This window comes from Clavibacter sp., assembly GCF_014802555.1.
Classification (GTDB): domain Bacteria; phylum Actinomycetota; class Actinomycetes; order Actinomycetales; family Microbacteriaceae; genus Clavibacter; species Clavibacter sepedonicus.
Map to the genome: position 1 here is coordinate 39,894 of NZ_JAAVCB010000150.1, position 15,035 is coordinate 54,928.

Genomic DNA, 15,035 nt, shown 5'->3' on the forward strand with positions numbered 1-15,035 from the left:
CGTGTTCAACACGTCGGTGGCGCAGGCGCTCGTGGTCATCTCCTCGGTCGTGGCCCTCGGCCTCCTCGTGTACCTGGTGTTCTCCTCGGGCGGCATCCAGGCGTACACGACGGGCCTCGCCAACCGGAGCGACTTCCTCTCCGGCAAGTCGTTCATCGGCCTCTCCTACATCCCCGTGCAGATCGCGATCGTCTACAACGTGCTCGCGCGCCGCCAGAGGGGCCTCGAGGGCTGGAACTGGGTCAACCTGGTCGCCGTCCTCGTGCTCGTGGTCTGCGCCGGATCCGCCGGCGGCCGCGGCCCGCTCATCATCGGCGTGTTCCTGCCGTTCCTGATCCTCAAGCAGATCGGCCCGAAGCCGTTCCGCTTCCGCAGCATCGCCCTCATCGGCGGCGTCACGGCCGTGGTCGCGATGGTCTACTCGATCGTCATCCGCGAGTCCACCTTCGACAACGGCCGCTCGCTCGACCGCCTCACGCAGGACCCGATCGGCGTGCTCCTCGACCGCCTCACCAGCGGCATCGAGACGCGCCCGTTCGACGTGCTCATCCGCCTCAACGAGGTGGCGTCGCTGCCCGACTTCGTCTACCAGTGGGGCGCCACGTACGCCGCGGTCCCCGCCTGGTTCGTGCCCCGCGGGCTCTGGGAGGACAAGCCGTTCGGCGGTGGCAACACGTGGTTCACGTCCACCTACGTGCCCCGGTTCTACGGCGTCAACCGCGTCGAGACGAGCCTCTCGGCCATCGGCGAGGCGTTCTCGAACTTCGGCATCCTCGGGGTCGTCGCCGTCGGCGCGCTCCTCGGTCTCGTGGCCGGCCTCTTCATCCGCGCGCGCATGCGCCGCCGCGGGCTCCTCGGCGCGGCCATCGCGGTCGTCGTCACGCCGTACCTCTTCTCCCTCATCCGCGGCGACGCGTACCAGGGCATGTCGACGAGCATCGCGTCGCTCGTGATCCTCGTGGCCTTCTTCTGGATCTCCTCCACCCGCAAGCAGGTCACCGGCCCGGTCAGCGCGCCCGTGCCCCTGCCCGACGAGACCGCGCCGGCCGCCGTGCGCGAGCAGGCGCTCATCGGCGCCGGCGCCGCCGGGCTCGGTGCCGTCGGCGGATCCGCCTCCGTGCCGGCCGACGCCCGCCCCGCGATCGGCAACGGCCGCGCCTTCCCGGCCGGACGGCCGGCCGTGGACCGGATGTCCGACCGGTGACCGGCATCGACGACATCCTCCCCCCGGCCGACGGACCGGACGGCTCCGACGGATCACCCGACCGCCGCAGCCGCCGCGCGGGCCGCGACGGCCGCGACGGCCGAGCCGAACGCGACGCCTCCCGCACGCCTCGGCCGCTGTGGAAGCGCAAGCGCCTCTGGATCCCGGTCGGCGTCCTCGGCGTCGTCGTGATCGGCACCGCGGTCTCGGCCGCGCTGATCCTCCCCCGCGTCGACACCGTGCAGTCGGAGCTGCGCGACGCGCTCCCGCTCTCCGACCAGGTGCAGACGGCGCTCCTCGCGGGCGACATCGACACCGCGAAGGCCGGCGCCGCCGAGCTCCGCGACCACACCGCGAAGGCCGCGGAGGCCGCGGACGACGGCGTGCTCGGCGCGTACGAGTGGATCCCCTTCGTCGGCCCGAACCTGCACGCCGCGCGCGTGCTGGCCGCGACCAGCGACCGGCTCGCCACCGACGTCGTGACGCCCGCCACCGAGGTCTCCCTCTCCGCCTTCACGCCCGTGCTCGGCCGCATCGACCTCGACGGGATCCGCTCCCTCGGCCAGACCGTGCAGACCGCGAGCGACGGCCTGGCCGGCGCCCGCGCCGAGCTCGAGACCATCGACCGCGACAGCCTCTGGGCACAGGTGGCCGACGACGTCGACCTCATGGACGACACGCTCACGAGCACCGAGGAGACCGCGGGCACCTTCCGCGAGGTCACCGGCGTCCTGCCCGACCTCCTCGGCGCCGACGGCGCCCGCAACTACCTGCTGATGTTCCAGAACAACGCGGAGGTGCGCTCCACCGGCGGCAACCCGGCCGCGCTCGTGCTGCTGACCGTCGAGGACGGCACCGTGCGGATCGCGAAGCAGGCGTCGAGCAACGACTTCCCGCGGAACGTGCGGCAGGGCGACGTGCCCGACGAGACCGTGCGCCTCATCGAGCCGCGCTCGGACCGGTTCGAGCAGAACATCACGATGTTCCCCGACTTCCCCACATCGGGCGCCCTCGCCAAGTCGTACTGGGAGGCCAACATCGGCGACCGGGTCGACGGCGTGCTGTCGTTCGACCCCATCGCGCTGAGCTACCTGCTGGAGGCGACCGGCCCCATCACGCTCGCCACGGGCGACGAGCTGAACGCCGAGAACGCGGTGCCCACGCTCCTCGGCGCGGTCTACAGCCAGTACCCCGACTACCTGGCGCAGGACCGCTACTTCGCGAGCGCGGCCAGCACGATCTTCGCGAAGCTCGTCACCGACACCCCGCCCGTCGTCCCGCTGGTCACGGCGATCGACCGGGCCATCGACGAGAAGCGCCTCCTGCTGTGGAGCACGGTGCCGGAGGAGCAGACGCTCATCGAGGGCGGGCCGCTGAGCGGCGCGCTGCCGGACGACAACTCGGACGCGACCGCGATCGGCCTGTACTTCAACGACATCGGATCCGGATCCAAGATGAGCTACTACCTGCGCTCCGGATCCCGCGTCCAGGCGGAGACCTGCGGCGACACCACCACGTACACGGTGTCCGTCGACATGACGAGCATCGCCCCGGCGGACGCGGCCACGAGCCTGCCGCGTTACGTCACGGGCCTCGACGGCACGGCCAAGGGCCGCCAGTTCGACGACCTCCTCGTCTACGGCCCCGTCGGATCCACCGTCACGGGCTGGAAGACGGACGCCGACCTGACCACAGAGGAGGCCCGCGGCACCGACATGGGACGCGGCATGATCCGCATCCGCACCGAGCTCGCGCCGCAGGACACGAAGACGGTCGACGTCACGTTCACGATGCCGGCGTCCGACGCCCAGGGCCCGCTCGAGGTGCGGCACACGCCGCTCGTGCGTCCGCTCGAGTCCGAGATCACGCAGGTCCCCTGCTCGACGGGCGGCTGATCCGCCGCCCGCGCCACGGCACCGCGCCGCCCGCCCCGGATGGGGGCTTCGCGACCGTCACGCGTCCCCATAGGCTCGACGAGCCGCCGGGGGACGCACCCGCCCCCGCACGCCCGCACGCCGCCCCCGCGGATCCATCAGGCCGAGAGCACACGTTGACACCCAGCACCACCACCCCGCCCCGCCGGGCACACCGCGTCCGTCGATGGATCGTGCGCACCCTCCTGGCGCTCCTCGTGCTCCTCCTCGCCTGGCTCCTGGCCGGCATCCCGCTCTTCGTCTTCCCGCCGGCGAGCCAGCCGGACAAGGCCGACGTGATTTACGTCATCGGCCCGCCCAACCCCACGCGCCGCGACCTCGCGGCGAAGCTGGTGGACGAGGGCTACTCCGACACGGTCGTCTTCTCCGTCCCGCCCACGGGCCCGCAGTCGGCCGCCGAGCTCGCGGCCTGCCAGGGCGAGTTCCCCTACCCCGTCACGTGCGACACCCCGTCGCCGTTCACGACGCAGGGCGAGGCGCGATACCTCAAGGAGAAGTCCGAGGAGAACGGCTGGAAGAGCGCCATCGTCATCACCTGGACCCCGCACGTCACGCGCACGCAGCTGATCTTCTCGCGCTGCTTCACGGGCGACCTCATGGTGGTCGAGGACCCGGTGGACTTCAGCCTCCGCCAGTGGGTCTCCCAGTACACGTACCAGACCGGCGCCTTCGTCAAGGCGCTCGTCACGCCCGGCTGCTGACGCCCGTTCCCGACCCGATCGTCGTCGCGCGGACAGGCGATCAGCCGCACGGGGTTGAATGGTCGTCATGACCACCGCGATCGGCCCGACGACCGGCGACGACATCCACCTGATCTCCCTTAACGTGCGCATGCCCTGGCACGGCACCCGGGAGGGCGAGGCCGACCACTGGCCCGAGCGCCAGGAGGTGCTCACGCGCTTCCTGCAGCAGGAGCGGCCCACGGTGCTCGGCGTGCAGGAGGCGCTGTGGCCGCAGATCCAGGCGATCGAGAAGGCGCTGCCGCCGTCGTACCGCATGGTCGGGCAGGGCCGCGAGGGCGGCAGCCACGGCGAGCACGGCGCGATCTTCTACCAGGCGTCCCGTCTCACCCTCCTCGAGCACGACGTGATGTGGCTGTCCGACACCCCCGACGTGATCGGCAGCATGACGTGGGGCAACCCCATGCCGCGGATCCTCACCTGGGCCCGCTTCCAGGACGAGGCCACCGGCCACCCGCTCGTGGTGCTCGACACGCACCTCGACCACGACGTCGCCGAGGCACGCGACCGCGCCGCCGAGGCCATCGCCGAGCTCGTGCGCACGCGCTTCGCCGGGCTGCCGCTCGTGCTCATGGGCGACTTCAACGCGCCCGTCGACTCGTTCCCCTACGACGCCCTCACCCGCCGGGCCGGGCTCCGCGACTCCTGGCTCGACACGGCGCGCCAGGCGACGCCCGCGTTCGGCACGTTCCCCGACTACCGGCCGCCGGTCGTCGGCGCCCCCCGCATCGACTGGATCCTCGTGAGCGAGCGCGTGGACGTGCGCGCCGCCGCGGTCAACGACTTCACCTGGCGCGGCCGCATGATGAGCGACCACCTTCCGGTGCAGGCGCTCGTGCGCCTGAGCTGACGACGCCGGGCTGACGCGGCGGGTCGAGCTGACGCCGCCGGGCTGACGCGGCCGATGGGCTGACGCCGGCCGTCACGCGTCCGTCGCCGCCCCGCGCGCCTCGTAGCCTGGGGGGATGACCACCGCACCGAAGGTATTCGCCATCCACGAGAACTCCGAGTGGTTCGGGCCGTTCGCCGCCGCCCTCGACGCGCGCGGCGTCCCGTACGAGGAGTGGCTCCTCACCGACGGCGTGCTCGAGATCGACGAGGCACCGCCCGAGGGGATCTTCTGGTCGCGGATCAGCGCGTCGGCCCACACGCGCGACCACGCGCTCTCCAAGGACTACACGCGCGCCCTCATGTCGTGGCTGGAGGCGCACGGCCGCCGGACGGTCAACGGCCGCCGGACCATCGAGATCGAGGTGAGCAAGGTCGACCAGCTGACGGCGCTCCGCGCGGCGGGCATCGAGGTGCCGCGCACGCGCGCCGTGGTCGGCAGCCACCGCATCGTCGAGGCGGCGCGCGGACTGCCGACGCCCTTCATCACGAAGCACAACCAGGGCGGCAAGGGCCTCGGCGTCCGCAGGTTCGACAGCGTCGAGGAGCTTGCCGCCTACGTCGACGGGCCGGACTTCGAGGAGCCGCAGGACGGGATCACGCTGCTGCAGGAGTACCTGGAGGCGGCGACGCCGCGGGTGACGCGCGTGGAGATCGTCGGCGGGCGGTTCGTCTACGCGATCCAGGCCGACACCGCGCGCGGCGGCTACCAGCTCTGCCCGGCGGACGCCTGCGCGATCGACCCGGCGACCGGCGCGCTCGTGATGCCGCCCGGCGCCACCATCGCGCAGCAGCCGGGCGACACGATCTTCTCGCTGCGGGAGGACATCACCACGGAGCACCCGCTGGTGGAGCGGTACGTCGCGTTCCTCGCGGGGCTCGGGATCGAGGTGGCCGGCATCGAGTTCATCGAGACCGCGGACGGCCGGCTCGTGACGTACGACGTGAACACCAACACGAACTACAACGCCGGCGTCGAGGCGGTCGCGCCGGCATCGGGTCCGGGCGCGGTGGCGGAGCTGCTGGAGCGCGTGCTGCGGGAGGCCTACCCGGAGGAATAATCGGTCGAGGTGTCCATGCGCTCTCCGCGCGCCAACATCGGTGTCGAGAGACGCGAAACTAAGCACGCGCGGTTGACTCAGCGCCGCAGCCGCACAAATGCCCCGCGGGTCAGTGGATGCGACATATGCGCCTGCGTGCAGCAGCCGGCTGCCGCATGTGCTCTGCGAACCCACACGCGACCATCGGATTCCCTCGGATCGAAGGACGATCAAGAGATACGGGTCGGAGCCCGCCTGAAGCTAGACAAAGCGGCGATCAGAATCGCAAGTAGCGCCATTGAAGCGACTAGGGCACCGACTAGTGTGCCAGCTGCCGGGTTGCCCGACAATGCCACGGCATTCGCGCCCAGCGCGAGACCGGCAGCAACGCCCCACTGTTGTGAGGCGGTAAGGATACCGGCGGAAGCGCCGTGTTCCCCCTTTGAGAGGTTCCGGGAGCCCGCAACCGTTGCGACAACACCGCACAAGACGAGGCCAAACCCGGTGAGACTCGTACCCACGAGCACCTGAATGACTGTCGCCGTAGAGGCGCTTGGTCGCATGCACAGAATCAACAACCCGAACAGCATGGCGCTGAATCCAACACACACAGTGAACTTCACACCAACGCGCCTAACGAGCGCCGGCGCCGCATAGGCACCAGCCGCAGCCGCCAGGGCATCCGGAAGCAACGCCACGCCGGTGCCGAGCTCGGACCAGCCCAAGACGTTCTGCATGTAGAGAGAAGAGAAGTAGACCATCGACCCGCCCGCCGCCGGGGCCACGAAGCTCAGCAACATGCCGATCTTTACGTCCCGCCGCCTCAATAGCCCTCGAGGAGCAAGAGGATTTCGGCTCCGCTGCTGCTGGAAGATCAGCAGGACACCGCTCGCCGCGGCAAGAACTGCCGCCCAGATGGCGACACGGGCATCTCCCAACGCGTCAGCGGTCATTCCGAAAGCGGAGGCGATCGATACTCCAGTCAGAGCGAAGAGGCTCGCGCCCAGCACATCGACCTGCCGCGCACCCGAGGTCACCTGCGGCAAAGCGAAGAGCGAAGATGCCAACAAGATGCAGGCTGTGACCGCACAGGACACGAACACGCTCCGCCACCCGAAGAGCTGGGTGAACACCCCGCCCGAGATGACACCACCAGCGAATCCCACCGACGCTGCTGCTCCCCAAAGAGCTAACCAGCGGTCACGAGCCGGACCGTCGCCGAGGCTCGTTAGGAGCGTGAGCGCTGCAGGAGTCAGAAACGCCGCGGATGCACCCTGGAGCACCCGTATGGCGATGAGCGACCATATGTCTGGCGTCATCGCCGCCACGCCGCTCGTAACGGAGAAGCAGAGAAGCCCTCCTATGACGACGGATCTAGCGCCCAACCTCTCCGCCGCACACCCTCCCAAGAACAAGAGCGACGCGAAGCCGATCGCGTAAGCCGACAGCACCCACTGCGTCACCGGTGCCGCGGTGCCGAAGTCGTCCTGCAAGTCCGGCACCGCGACGTTGACTATCGAGAACTCGACCGCGACAAGGAACTGGATCGCACACAAGAGCCATGGCGCCGATCGCGAAGCCCTCGATGCCCGCAATATCATCGAACGCCGTCCGAGAAGAGTGGTAGATGTGCGAGTGCCACGACGTCATCCCGATGGTCGCCCTCGGTAGCGACCGCAAGCACCTGTGAGACGGTCGCGTTGGCGGAACATGCCAGCGCCCGCATGGCCCCGAGGGTCGCGCCACTGCTTATCACCTCATCGACGATCGCCACTCTCTTGCCGGCTAGCAACACCTGGTCCTCATCATCAACCAGGAGCACTTGGTCACCATCGGTCCCTATCGAGCGCACAAACTGCCGCAACGGGTGCTCCATGTTGGGCCGCCATTTCTTGCGAGCAAGTACATACGGGAGACCGAGTCGGCGGGCGATGACATGGCCCAGCAGAATGCCGCCACTCTCGCCCACGAGCAGAACTTCGACATCCGACCGCATCTCGCCCGCAAGTATCGACGCGCAATGCTCAGTGAGCTCGACGTCGCCATACAGTTTCAGATATGCCACACGAATCCCGCTGGGAAGCGGAACCGCTGGCAGCGTCCTTGAAACACCCGCGAAATCCACGTCCACGCCGCTCACCGGCCCACCCTTTCCCCGTCCGCCGCTCCCGCCGCTTCCAGCAATGGCAGGAACCGGTCCGCACGCGCCACCCGATCCGGAAATACGGAGCTTCCTAGGACAAACGAGTCGGCACCCGCGTCGACGAGTTTGCCGATGGTGATCGAACTGACTGCCCCATCGACTTCGACTGATTCCACTGAAGACTTTCCGCGGAACTCTGCCGCCATACGAACAGTATCAAGAGCCTCGCGCCTGAACGGGCGGCCCGCGCCGCCGGGCGTCACGGCCATCACCACTAACCTCTGAGGGCGGACAATGTCGATAAGCCAGTCCCTCGGGGATTCCGATGCGTCGAGCACGAGCCCGACCTCCGTACCGCCGACCGTAGCGGCGCGTAGAACTTCGAGCGCCTCGGGAGTCACATGACGCTGATGTACAAGGATCGCTTGAGCGCCACGATCCACGAGCTTTGGGACCAGCAAAGAGGGCTCGGCGACCATGACGTGGACGTCGACCGGCATTCGCAGGTCATCGCTGAGGTCCCGGATGCTCTCGGGAGCCATGCCGAGATTACCGAAAGACGGGTCAATGATGTCTATGTGCAGTCGACTGACGCCGAGCGATCTGATCGCGGTCAATTCTCTCCAGAGATGCGTCTGGTTGATGCAGACGACGGAGACGGAAAATGTCAATTGCGTTTCGCTCACGAGACTGCTTCCTCGTTCGCATCAATTCTGGACCGCCTTCGGAGCACCGCGCAGAGCTCAGGCCCCAACCAATCGGCGAACGCGAAGGTCTGCACACCCCTCACACGCGGCGCGCCGCAGGTATCCCATGCAACGAGCCCGGCGAGGTGACCTGCTGCGACCATGGCGCGTATGCGAGACATGCCGAGGGGAGTAAGCCGGAGATGTGCCGCCACCGCGGTGACACGAGAAGCGCCGAGCGTGCGTACGGCGGAAACCGCCTGGTCGAGAGTTCCTGCACTGCAGACCAGGTCGTCGATGATGATCACTTCACGGCCCTTGAGCGCACCTGCCTGCTCCGTGAGGCTGAGAGCCACATCCGTCGCACCCTTCCGCTGCTTGTCAGCACGCGCATGCTGGAGACCAAGGCGTGCAGCGATGTTGCGCACTAGATCCGCCGCCCCATGGTCGGGGGCGACGAGCACCGGATCAGCAATCTGCATCGACTCGATGCACCATACGAAGAAATTCGTCGCGTAGAGCTGCTCGATCGCCAGTGGCTTGTAGGCCTCGCTTACCAGAGCCACGGACCCCGATTGCGCTGCAATGACGCAGTCCGCCCCCGCAGCGCCTATTAAGTCGGCTAGGAGCTGTGTCGTCGACACGCGTCCCCCGATTGCCGCCGCTCGCTCCTCACGGGAGTACGCCAGGTGCGGTGCGAACACAGTGATCCGAGCCACTCCAGCAACGCGGTACATGCGTATCGAAGCGAGGAGCGCGAAGACCGCGTCATTCAATGCCACAGGATCCGTGGACAACGACTGCAGCAGCAGCACATCTTCGACCAGGGTGCCTTGCGGTAACGCGACGCAAATCTCGCCGTCCGGGAATACCTCATCGATGGATCGGTGCACGGTGACAGGGGCGTTCATCGAGGCCACTATCTTCTCCAGGGCGGTGGGATGATCTCTTTCGAATGCCGCGCATGAAGCTACAATCACTTCCCACCCCCGCTCTGAAAAGCGAACTGTTCCACTTCGAGCCCGATCGCCTCGCGGAGGTCGTCGCCCTCATAGGAATGCCGCGCGATACCGGAGAGCTCCGGTATGGCATTCATGGCTATGGTCCTGCGGAACTTGATGAATAGGGGGATGTCGGAGGCTCCATCACCGACCACCACCACCTCTTCCGAGGCGACGCCCAAATCCAATCGGATAGCGTCGACAGCACCTGGCTTGTCGCCTGGCCCCATGATCTTCAGCCCATACTGAGAAGCGCGAACATAGTCGAATGACGCGAACAGGGTGGCGAACTCCAGCGGAGCCATCGTCACCAGGCATGTGACGATGTCCATCGATACCAGGTCGGACAGCACCCGTGTCATCGAGCCGATGCGAGGAGCACGTGCGGCTGCTTCGCGACAGGCCTCCTCGAAGCGGTCACCCCAGAGAGCGAGCGCAGAGACGGAAAATTGGAGGCTGTCCAGCAGGCCCGCGTCATATTGACTCTCGAGCGACCGAATCTCAGCCAGCACATCTGCGACTACTGAAATCTCACGCGCGGCGGTCGTGCCCGGCATGAGCGTTCCGTCGAGGTCGAACACTACGAGTCGTGTGATCGCGCCGCTCACTGCACCATCGCCGCTCGCGCCGCACGGGACTGGAACAGATGAGGCGGCGTGACTGAACCCAGAAGCTCATCGAGCAGGGCATCGGGATCCTCATCGAGGCGTAGATGCTGGATGTGTTCCCGGTGCATGAACCCCTGCTCCACCCCATGGGCGAGAAATGCGAAGAGTGGATCGTAGTAGCGCAGGGTGTTCACGAACCCGATGGGCTTGGCGTGCATCCCGAGTTGCGACCAGGTCGCGACTTCGAATACCTCCTCAGAAGTACCGAGGCCGCCGGGTAGAGCTACGAATGCGTCGGCAAGCCGAGCCATCATCGCCTTCCGTTCGTGCATGTCGGCGACCACGTCGCAACTCAGTAAGGCCCCTGTGGCACACCTCGAAACGCACGAGACTGTCGGGAATCACTCCCACGACCGTCCCACCCAGCGATATCACCTCGTCGGCGATGGTGCCCATGAGGCCGGTTGACGCGCCGCCGTAGACAAGGCTCATTCCGCGCTCCACCAGAGCCCTGCCCAGCTCGCGTGCGGCCCGCTCGTATAGGGGCGAGGCGCCGGATGACGCTCCGCAGAACACTGCAATGGACTTCATTTGCGCCTCTCCGTAGTCATACGTAGTACTCAGCAGGGAGGAGACTAGCCCTACACTGAGGGGTGCGCAACGCTGGAGCTGCCGAGCCACGCCCGCACGGAGGGCGCACTACCCTCGAAGGGACCATGTGAACTCCACGGACGAATACCTCCCCAGGAAGCGGGTTTCGAGCCACGACGTTGCCAGAGTTGCTGAGGTGTCACAAACCACGGTGTCCCTGGTGTTCTCTGGCAAGGCGAATGGCCGGGTCTCGGATCGGACACGGGAGCGCGTGCTGGATGCAGCCGACAGACTCGGCTACTCCCCCCAACACCGCAGCCCGCGAGCTACGCGTCGGCTACTCGAAGACCGTCGCGCTCCTCACCCCCGTCTTGGGGAACAGCTTCTTTGCCGCTGTCCATGATTCCCTCGCCCGCTCCGCGAGGATCGAGGACGTAAACGTGATCATTTATCCGCTTGCGGCCGATGACGTCTCCGCCCTCCCGCCCTTTAACCGAACTGTGGATGGCATCATCGGCTGCTCACTGGATTGGGACGAGGTCCAAGCCACCGCGCAGCGAATACCCACGGTGCTCCTTGATGCCGACCCCTCGGGGCCGGTTCCCACAGTGAATGCCGATGTCTCCGCTGGCGCGCGTGAGCTGGCGCTTCATCTGGTGAGCCGCCCGGAACGCCCCATCATCCACTTGGCGGCCGACCTGTCCTCGTGGACGTTCGAGAGTCGCGGCTCTGCGATGCGTGCCGTTCTTGAAGGCACAGGGCTCCACTACTCGATCATCCGCACGCCGGCTACCGTCGGTGCTGCCAGGGCGCAGGCGCTGCGCGTCTTCGGTCAGCGCACCATGCCACTCACCCTCGTCTGCGACACGGACGACATGGCGCTCGGGGTGTACCTCGCCGCAGCCTCACTCGGCCTGGGCATCCCCGCCGAAGTCTCCATAGCGAGCTTTGACGATCGAGAGATAGACAAGTGGCTGGTTCCTGGGCTCACGAGCGTCAGGATTGAGGCCGAGGTGCTCGGTTCTACTGCGATGTCGCTGCTGCGCAGCTGGTGGCACGATGGCAGGCCTCCAGCTTCACGGATTATCCCCGCGACTCTGCAACTGAGAGGTTCTGTGGCCTGACGCACAGGCTGTCAAATGGGCGGGTGATCCACGAGACGGCTGGCCAAGTTGCCGCTTGCCAAGCAGATCGCGCCCCAGAAGCTTCGCAGAGAATGCCCCCCTTCCCGCCTCGAAGCGGAGCGCCCGGCGTCGTCAGGCCGCCGGGCCGCCGTCCTCGGGCGCGACGGCCGAGGTGGCCGCGCCCTGGTCCTCGGCGATGCGCGTGTGGTGGTGGATGACCTCGGCGACAATGAAGTTCAGGAATTTCTCCGCGAAGGCCGGGTCGAGCTTCGACTCCTCGGCGAGCGCGCGGAGGCGGAGGATCTGACGGCGCTCGCGCTCGGGATCCGCCGCGGGCAGCCCGTGCGCGGCCTTCAACCGGCCGACCGACTGCGTGAACTTGAACCGCTCGGCGAGCAGGTGCACGAGGGCGGCGTCGATGTTGTCGATGCTCCCGCGGATCTCCCCCAGCTCCTCGAGGGCGGCACGGGCGTCGTCGTCGAGGGGCGCCCCTGCGGGGCCGGTGTTCTCAGGCATGCGATGACCCTACCCATCCGCGCCTGGACGACGGAGGCGGGCGTCCCCGATGGGGACGCCCGCCTCTGCTCGCTCGGGTGGATCAGTCGACGATGGTGACCTTCACGTCGATGTTGCCGCGCGTGGCGTTGGAGTACGGGCAGACCTGGTGGGCCGCGTCCGCGATCTCCTGGCGGCGCTCGGGCGCCACGTTGGGGAGGTAGACGTCGAGCTCGACCGCGAGGCCGAAGCCGCCCTGGCCGTTGTCGCCGATGGAGACGCTGGCGGAGACGCCGGCGTCCTTCGTGTCGACGCCGGCGTTCTTGCCGACGAGGTGGGTGGCGCCGAGGAAGCAGGCGCTGTACCCGGCGGCGAAGAGCTGCTCGGGGTTCGTGCCCTCGCCCGAGCCGCCCATCTCCTTGGGGGGACGGGTATCGAAGTCGATGCGGTCGTCCTCGCTGCGGACGTGTCCGTCGCGTCCTCCGCCGGAGGCGTGCGCGATAGCGGTGTAGATGGGTTCCATGCATCCATCAGACCACGACGGGGCTGGGAGCGCGCGCCGCCCGCGGTGGACGTTCGCGGCACGGACGGTGGATCGCGGGCGAACGCGGCGGATGCATCGTGCGCGGCCCGGCCGGCCGCCCGGGCGCGTCGCGGCGGCTCCTCCGGGCGCGTCGTGGCGGCCCGCCAGCGGTCAGGGCAGCAGGCCCGAGCGGTAGCCCCACACGACGGTCTGCAGGCGGTCGCGGGTGCCGAGCTTCGTCATGATCCGCGTGAGGTGCGACTTCACGGTGCTGGTCTCGATCACGAGCCGGCCGCCGATCTCGTCGTTGGAGAGGCCGTCGCCGAGGAGCCGCACGATGTCCTGCTCGCGCGGCGTGAGGACCTCGACGCCGGGGTGCACGGCGGACGCGACCCGGCGTCGCGTGAACTCGTCCATCACACGGCGGGTGGTCACGCCGTCGAGGGCGGCGCGGCCCTCGGCGAGCGCGCGCACGGCCTGGATGAACTCCTCGGGCTCCGCGTCCTTGAGCACGAAGCCGCGCGCGCCCGCCTCGAGCGCGCCGAAGACGTACTCGTCGAGGTCGAAGGTGGTGGCGACCAGGACGGCGGGGCCCTGCGGATCGTCGCCGGGCGCGCGCGCCGGGGTGTCCGCCTTCGCGTCCGCATGCGCATCCGCTCCGGTGATCGCGCGGGTCGCCTCGATGCCGTCGCCGCCGGGCATCCGCACGTCCATCACCACGACGTCGGGCGCGAGGCGGCGCACGAGCTCCACCGCCTCGCGGCCGCCCGACGCCTCGCCGACCACCTCGATGCCGCCGGCCGTCTCGAGCACGACGCGGAAGCCGGCGCGGACGATGGACTGGTCGTCGACCAGCACCACGCGGATCACGCGTCGGCCCCCTGCGCCGATGCGGGCCCGGCCGGCACGGGCGCCGTCGGGACGGGCGCGGCCGGGACGGGCGCGGCCGGGACGGGCTCGACCGGCAGCTCGAGGCGCACGCGCCAGGTGCCGGATGCGGTGGGGCCCGCCTCCAGGCGGCCGCCGACGAGCGCGGCCCGCTCGCGCATCCCGACCAGGCCGTAGCCGGGCGCCGTCGCCTGTGCCGCAGCGGGCAGCGCGTTCTCGATGGTGAGCGCGATGCGCGCGGGGCCGGCCTCGGTGGTGAGGGTCACGGCGGATCCGGGCGCGTGCCGCCGGGCGTTCGCGAGCGCCTCCTGCACGGTGCGGTACGCGGTGACGTCGGCGAGCGGCGCGAGCGCGGGCGCGTCGCCGGTCGCGCGCTCCTCGACCTCGGTGCCCGACGTGCGGGCCGCCGCCACGAGGCCCGGGAGGTCGGCGAGGCCGGGCACGGGGGCGGTGCCCGCGTCGCCGCCGCCCTCGCCGTCGGACGTCTGGCGGAGGATCCCGACGATGGAGCGCAGCGCGTCGAGCGTCTCGCGGCCCTGGACGCGGATCCCCCGCAGCGACTCGCGGGCGCGCTCGGGATCGAGGTCCACGAGGCGCTCGGCGGCGCCCGCCTGCACGACGAGCGCCGTGAGGTGGTGCGCGGCCACGTCGTGCAGCTCGCGCGCCATGCGGGTGCGCTCGGCGGCGACCGCGGCGCGGGTGAGCGCCGCCTGGTGCTCCACGGTCTCGACGGCGCGCGCGAGCACGTCGCGGTCGTGCCGGCGGCGGAGCGCGACCCAGGAGCCGACGGCGGCGCTCGCGACGGCGATGAGGATCCCGCTGGCGAGGAGCGACGCCGCCTCCACCAGGCTGGGGAGGCCGAGGGGCACGCGGACCACCCCGGGCATGAGCTCCGCGCGCAGCCAGGCGGTGGCGGCCAGGACGGCGCCGACCGCCTCGATCCCGAGGGCCGCGGCGACGATCCTCGCGGCCGGCCCCACCGGCAGCCGCACGCCGACCGTGTACGCGGCGACCACGGGGGCGGCCGCCCAGAAGACGAAGCCGGGCGGCAGCGCCGCCACGAGCCCGGCCTGCAGCACCGAGACCGCGAGGAGCACGGCGCGCGGGTGGCGGCGGCGCGCGGCGAGGGGTGCGCACTGGGCGACCGCGAGGATCCCGACGACCCAGCCC

17 protein-coding genes are annotated in these 15,035 nt (G+C 69.1%); 6 read left to right on the top strand and 11 right to left on the bottom strand.

Annotation, left to right across the window (positions count from 1 at the left end; translation table 11 throughout):
• Position 1 precedes the first annotated feature (1 nt).
• From HDR73_RS16220 to HDR73_RS16240, 5 genes are all read left to right on the top strand, one after another.
• Positions 2 to 1,204: an O-antigen polymerase gene (locus HDR73_RS16220; protein ID WP_223842642.1), complete on the top strand. Its 1,203-nt coding sequence runs from the start codon at positions 2 to 4 to the stop codon at positions 1,202 to 1,204.
• Positions 1,201 to 3,099: a DUF4012 domain-containing protein gene (locus HDR73_RS16225; protein WP_012299561.1), complete on the top strand. Its 1,899-nt coding sequence runs from the start codon at positions 1,201 to 1,203 to the stop codon at positions 3,097 to 3,099. Before HDR73_RS16220 ends, HDR73_RS16225 begins: the two co-directional genes overlap by 4 nt.
• Positions 3,100 to 3,311: 212 nt before the next feature.
• Positions 3,312 to 3,839 (top strand): YdcF family protein, encoded by a 528-nt coding sequence (locus HDR73_RS16230; RefSeq protein ID WP_223842643.1) that lies wholly within the window; start codon positions 3,312 to 3,314, stop codon positions 3,837 to 3,839.
• A gap of 67 nt (positions 3,840 to 3,906) precedes the next feature.
• A complete protein-coding gene (locus tag HDR73_RS16235; RefSeq protein WP_012299563.1) occupies positions 3,907 to 4,728 on the top strand; it encodes an endonuclease/exonuclease/phosphatase family protein in 822 nt (273 codons plus the stop codon).
• Between the two features lie 115 nt (positions 4,729 to 4,843).
• Positions 4,844 to 5,827 (top strand): ATP-grasp domain-containing protein, encoded by a 984-nt coding sequence (locus tag HDR73_RS16240; RefSeq protein ID WP_012299564.1) that lies wholly within the window; start codon positions 4,844 to 4,846, stop codon positions 5,825 to 5,827.
• Positions 5,828 to 6,036: 209 nt separating this feature from the next.
• Here the strand turns inward: HDR73_RS16240 and HDR73_RS16245 are convergent, their stop codons facing one another.
• From HDR73_RS16245 to HDR73_RS16655, 7 genes are read right to left on the bottom strand one after another with little or no spacing between them, the layout of a single operon-like run.
• A complete protein-coding gene (locus tag HDR73_RS16245) occupies positions 6,037 to 7,362 on the bottom strand; it encodes an MFS transporter (RefSeq protein WP_041464645.1) in 1,326 nt (441 codons plus the stop codon).
• A gap of 41 nt (positions 7,363 to 7,403) precedes the next feature.
• On the bottom strand, positions 7,404 to 7,946 hold the full coding sequence (locus HDR73_RS16250) for a phosphoribosyltransferase family protein (RefSeq protein WP_012299566.1): 543 nt from the start codon (positions 7,944 to 7,946) through the stop codon (positions 7,404 to 7,406).
• Complete coding sequence (locus tag HDR73_RS16255; RefSeq protein ID WP_012299567.1) at positions 7,943 to 8,635, bottom strand: ribulose-phosphate 3-epimerase; 693 nt, start codon at positions 8,633 to 8,635, stop codon at positions 7,943 to 7,945. The genes HDR73_RS16250 and HDR73_RS16255 overlap by 4 nt, the downstream gene beginning before the upstream one ends.
• Positions 8,632 to 9,615: a ribose-phosphate diphosphokinase gene (gene prs, locus HDR73_RS16260; RefSeq protein ID WP_012299568.1), complete on the bottom strand. Its 984-nt coding sequence runs from the start codon at positions 9,613 to 9,615 to the stop codon at positions 8,632 to 8,634. Before prs ends, HDR73_RS16255 begins: the two co-directional genes overlap by 4 nt.
• Positions 9,612 to 10,217 (bottom strand): haloacid dehalogenase-like hydrolase, encoded by a 606-nt coding sequence (locus HDR73_RS16265; protein ID WP_049791928.1) that lies wholly within the window; start codon positions 10,215 to 10,217, stop codon positions 9,612 to 9,614. The genes prs and HDR73_RS16265 overlap by 4 nt, the downstream gene beginning before the upstream one ends.
• A 23-nt stretch (positions 10,218 to 10,240) precedes the next feature.
• The gene (locus HDR73_RS16270; RefSeq protein ID WP_223842644.1) at positions 10,241 to 10,588 is read right to left on the bottom strand and encodes an LOG family protein; all 348 of its coding nucleotides are present in this window, start codon (positions 10,586 to 10,588) and stop codon (positions 10,241 to 10,243) included.
• Positions 10,500 to 10,835 (bottom strand): LOG family protein, encoded by a 336-nt coding sequence (locus HDR73_RS16655; protein WP_198433865.1) that lies wholly within the window; start codon positions 10,833 to 10,835, stop codon positions 10,500 to 10,502. The genes HDR73_RS16270 and HDR73_RS16655 overlap by 89 nt, the downstream gene beginning before the upstream one ends.
• A 278-nt stretch (positions 10,836 to 11,113) precedes the next feature.
• Here HDR73_RS16655 and HDR73_RS16275 point away from each other — a divergent pair, with 278 nt between their 5' ends.
• A complete protein-coding gene (locus HDR73_RS16275) occupies positions 11,114 to 11,959 on the top strand; it encodes a LacI family DNA-binding transcriptional regulator (RefSeq protein ID WP_049791929.1) in 846 nt (281 codons plus the stop codon).
• Between the two features lie 132 nt (positions 11,960 to 12,091).
• Here the strand turns inward: HDR73_RS16275 and HDR73_RS16280 are convergent, their stop codons facing one another.
• The 4 genes from HDR73_RS16280 to HDR73_RS16295 all read right to left on the bottom strand — a co-directional run.
• The gene (locus HDR73_RS16280; RefSeq protein WP_012299570.1) at positions 12,092 to 12,475 is read right to left on the bottom strand and encodes a chorismate mutase; all 384 of its coding nucleotides are present in this window, start codon (positions 12,473 to 12,475) and stop codon (positions 12,092 to 12,094) included.
• Between the two features lie 82 nt (positions 12,476 to 12,557).
• On the bottom strand, positions 12,558 to 12,977 hold the full coding sequence (locus HDR73_RS16285) for an organic hydroperoxide resistance protein (protein ID WP_011931929.1): 420 nt from the start codon (positions 12,975 to 12,977) through the stop codon (positions 12,558 to 12,560).
• Between the two features lie 171 nt (positions 12,978 to 13,148).
• Entirely contained in the window at positions 13,149 to 13,847 is a 699-nt protein-coding gene (locus HDR73_RS16290) for a response regulator transcription factor (RefSeq protein WP_012299571.1), read from the bottom strand.
• Positions 13,844 to 15,035 (bottom strand): sensor histidine kinase (locus HDR73_RS16295; protein WP_287136488.1); only part of this gene is annotated, 1,192 nt, incomplete at its 5' end. The genes HDR73_RS16290 and HDR73_RS16295, both read right to left, overlap by 4 nt.

Excerpts from the sequence above, each read along its gene's own strand:
- HDR73_RS16235 (WP_012299563.1), top strand. The coding sequence starts at position 3,907 with ATGACCACCGCGATCGGCCCGACGACCGGCGACGACATCCACCTGATC.
- HDR73_RS16240 (WP_012299564.1), top strand. The coding sequence starts at position 4,844 with ATGACCACCGCACCGAAGGTATTCGCCATCCACGAGAACTCCGAGTGG.
- HDR73_RS16655 (WP_198433865.1), bottom strand. The coding sequence starts at position 10,835 with ATGAAGTCCATTGCAGTGTTCTGCGGAGCGTCATCCGGCGCCTCGCCC.
- HDR73_RS16275 (WP_049791929.1), top strand. The coding sequence starts at position 11,114 with ATGCAGCCGACAGACTCGGCTACTCCCCCCAACACCGCAGCCCGCGAG.
- HDR73_RS16280 (WP_012299570.1), bottom strand. The coding sequence starts at position 12,475 with ATGCCTGAGAACACCGGCCCCGCAGGGGCGCCCCTCGACGACGACGCC.
- HDR73_RS16285 (WP_011931929.1), bottom strand. The coding sequence starts at position 12,977 with ATGGAACCCATCTACACCGCTATCGCGCACGCCTCCGGCGGAGGACGC.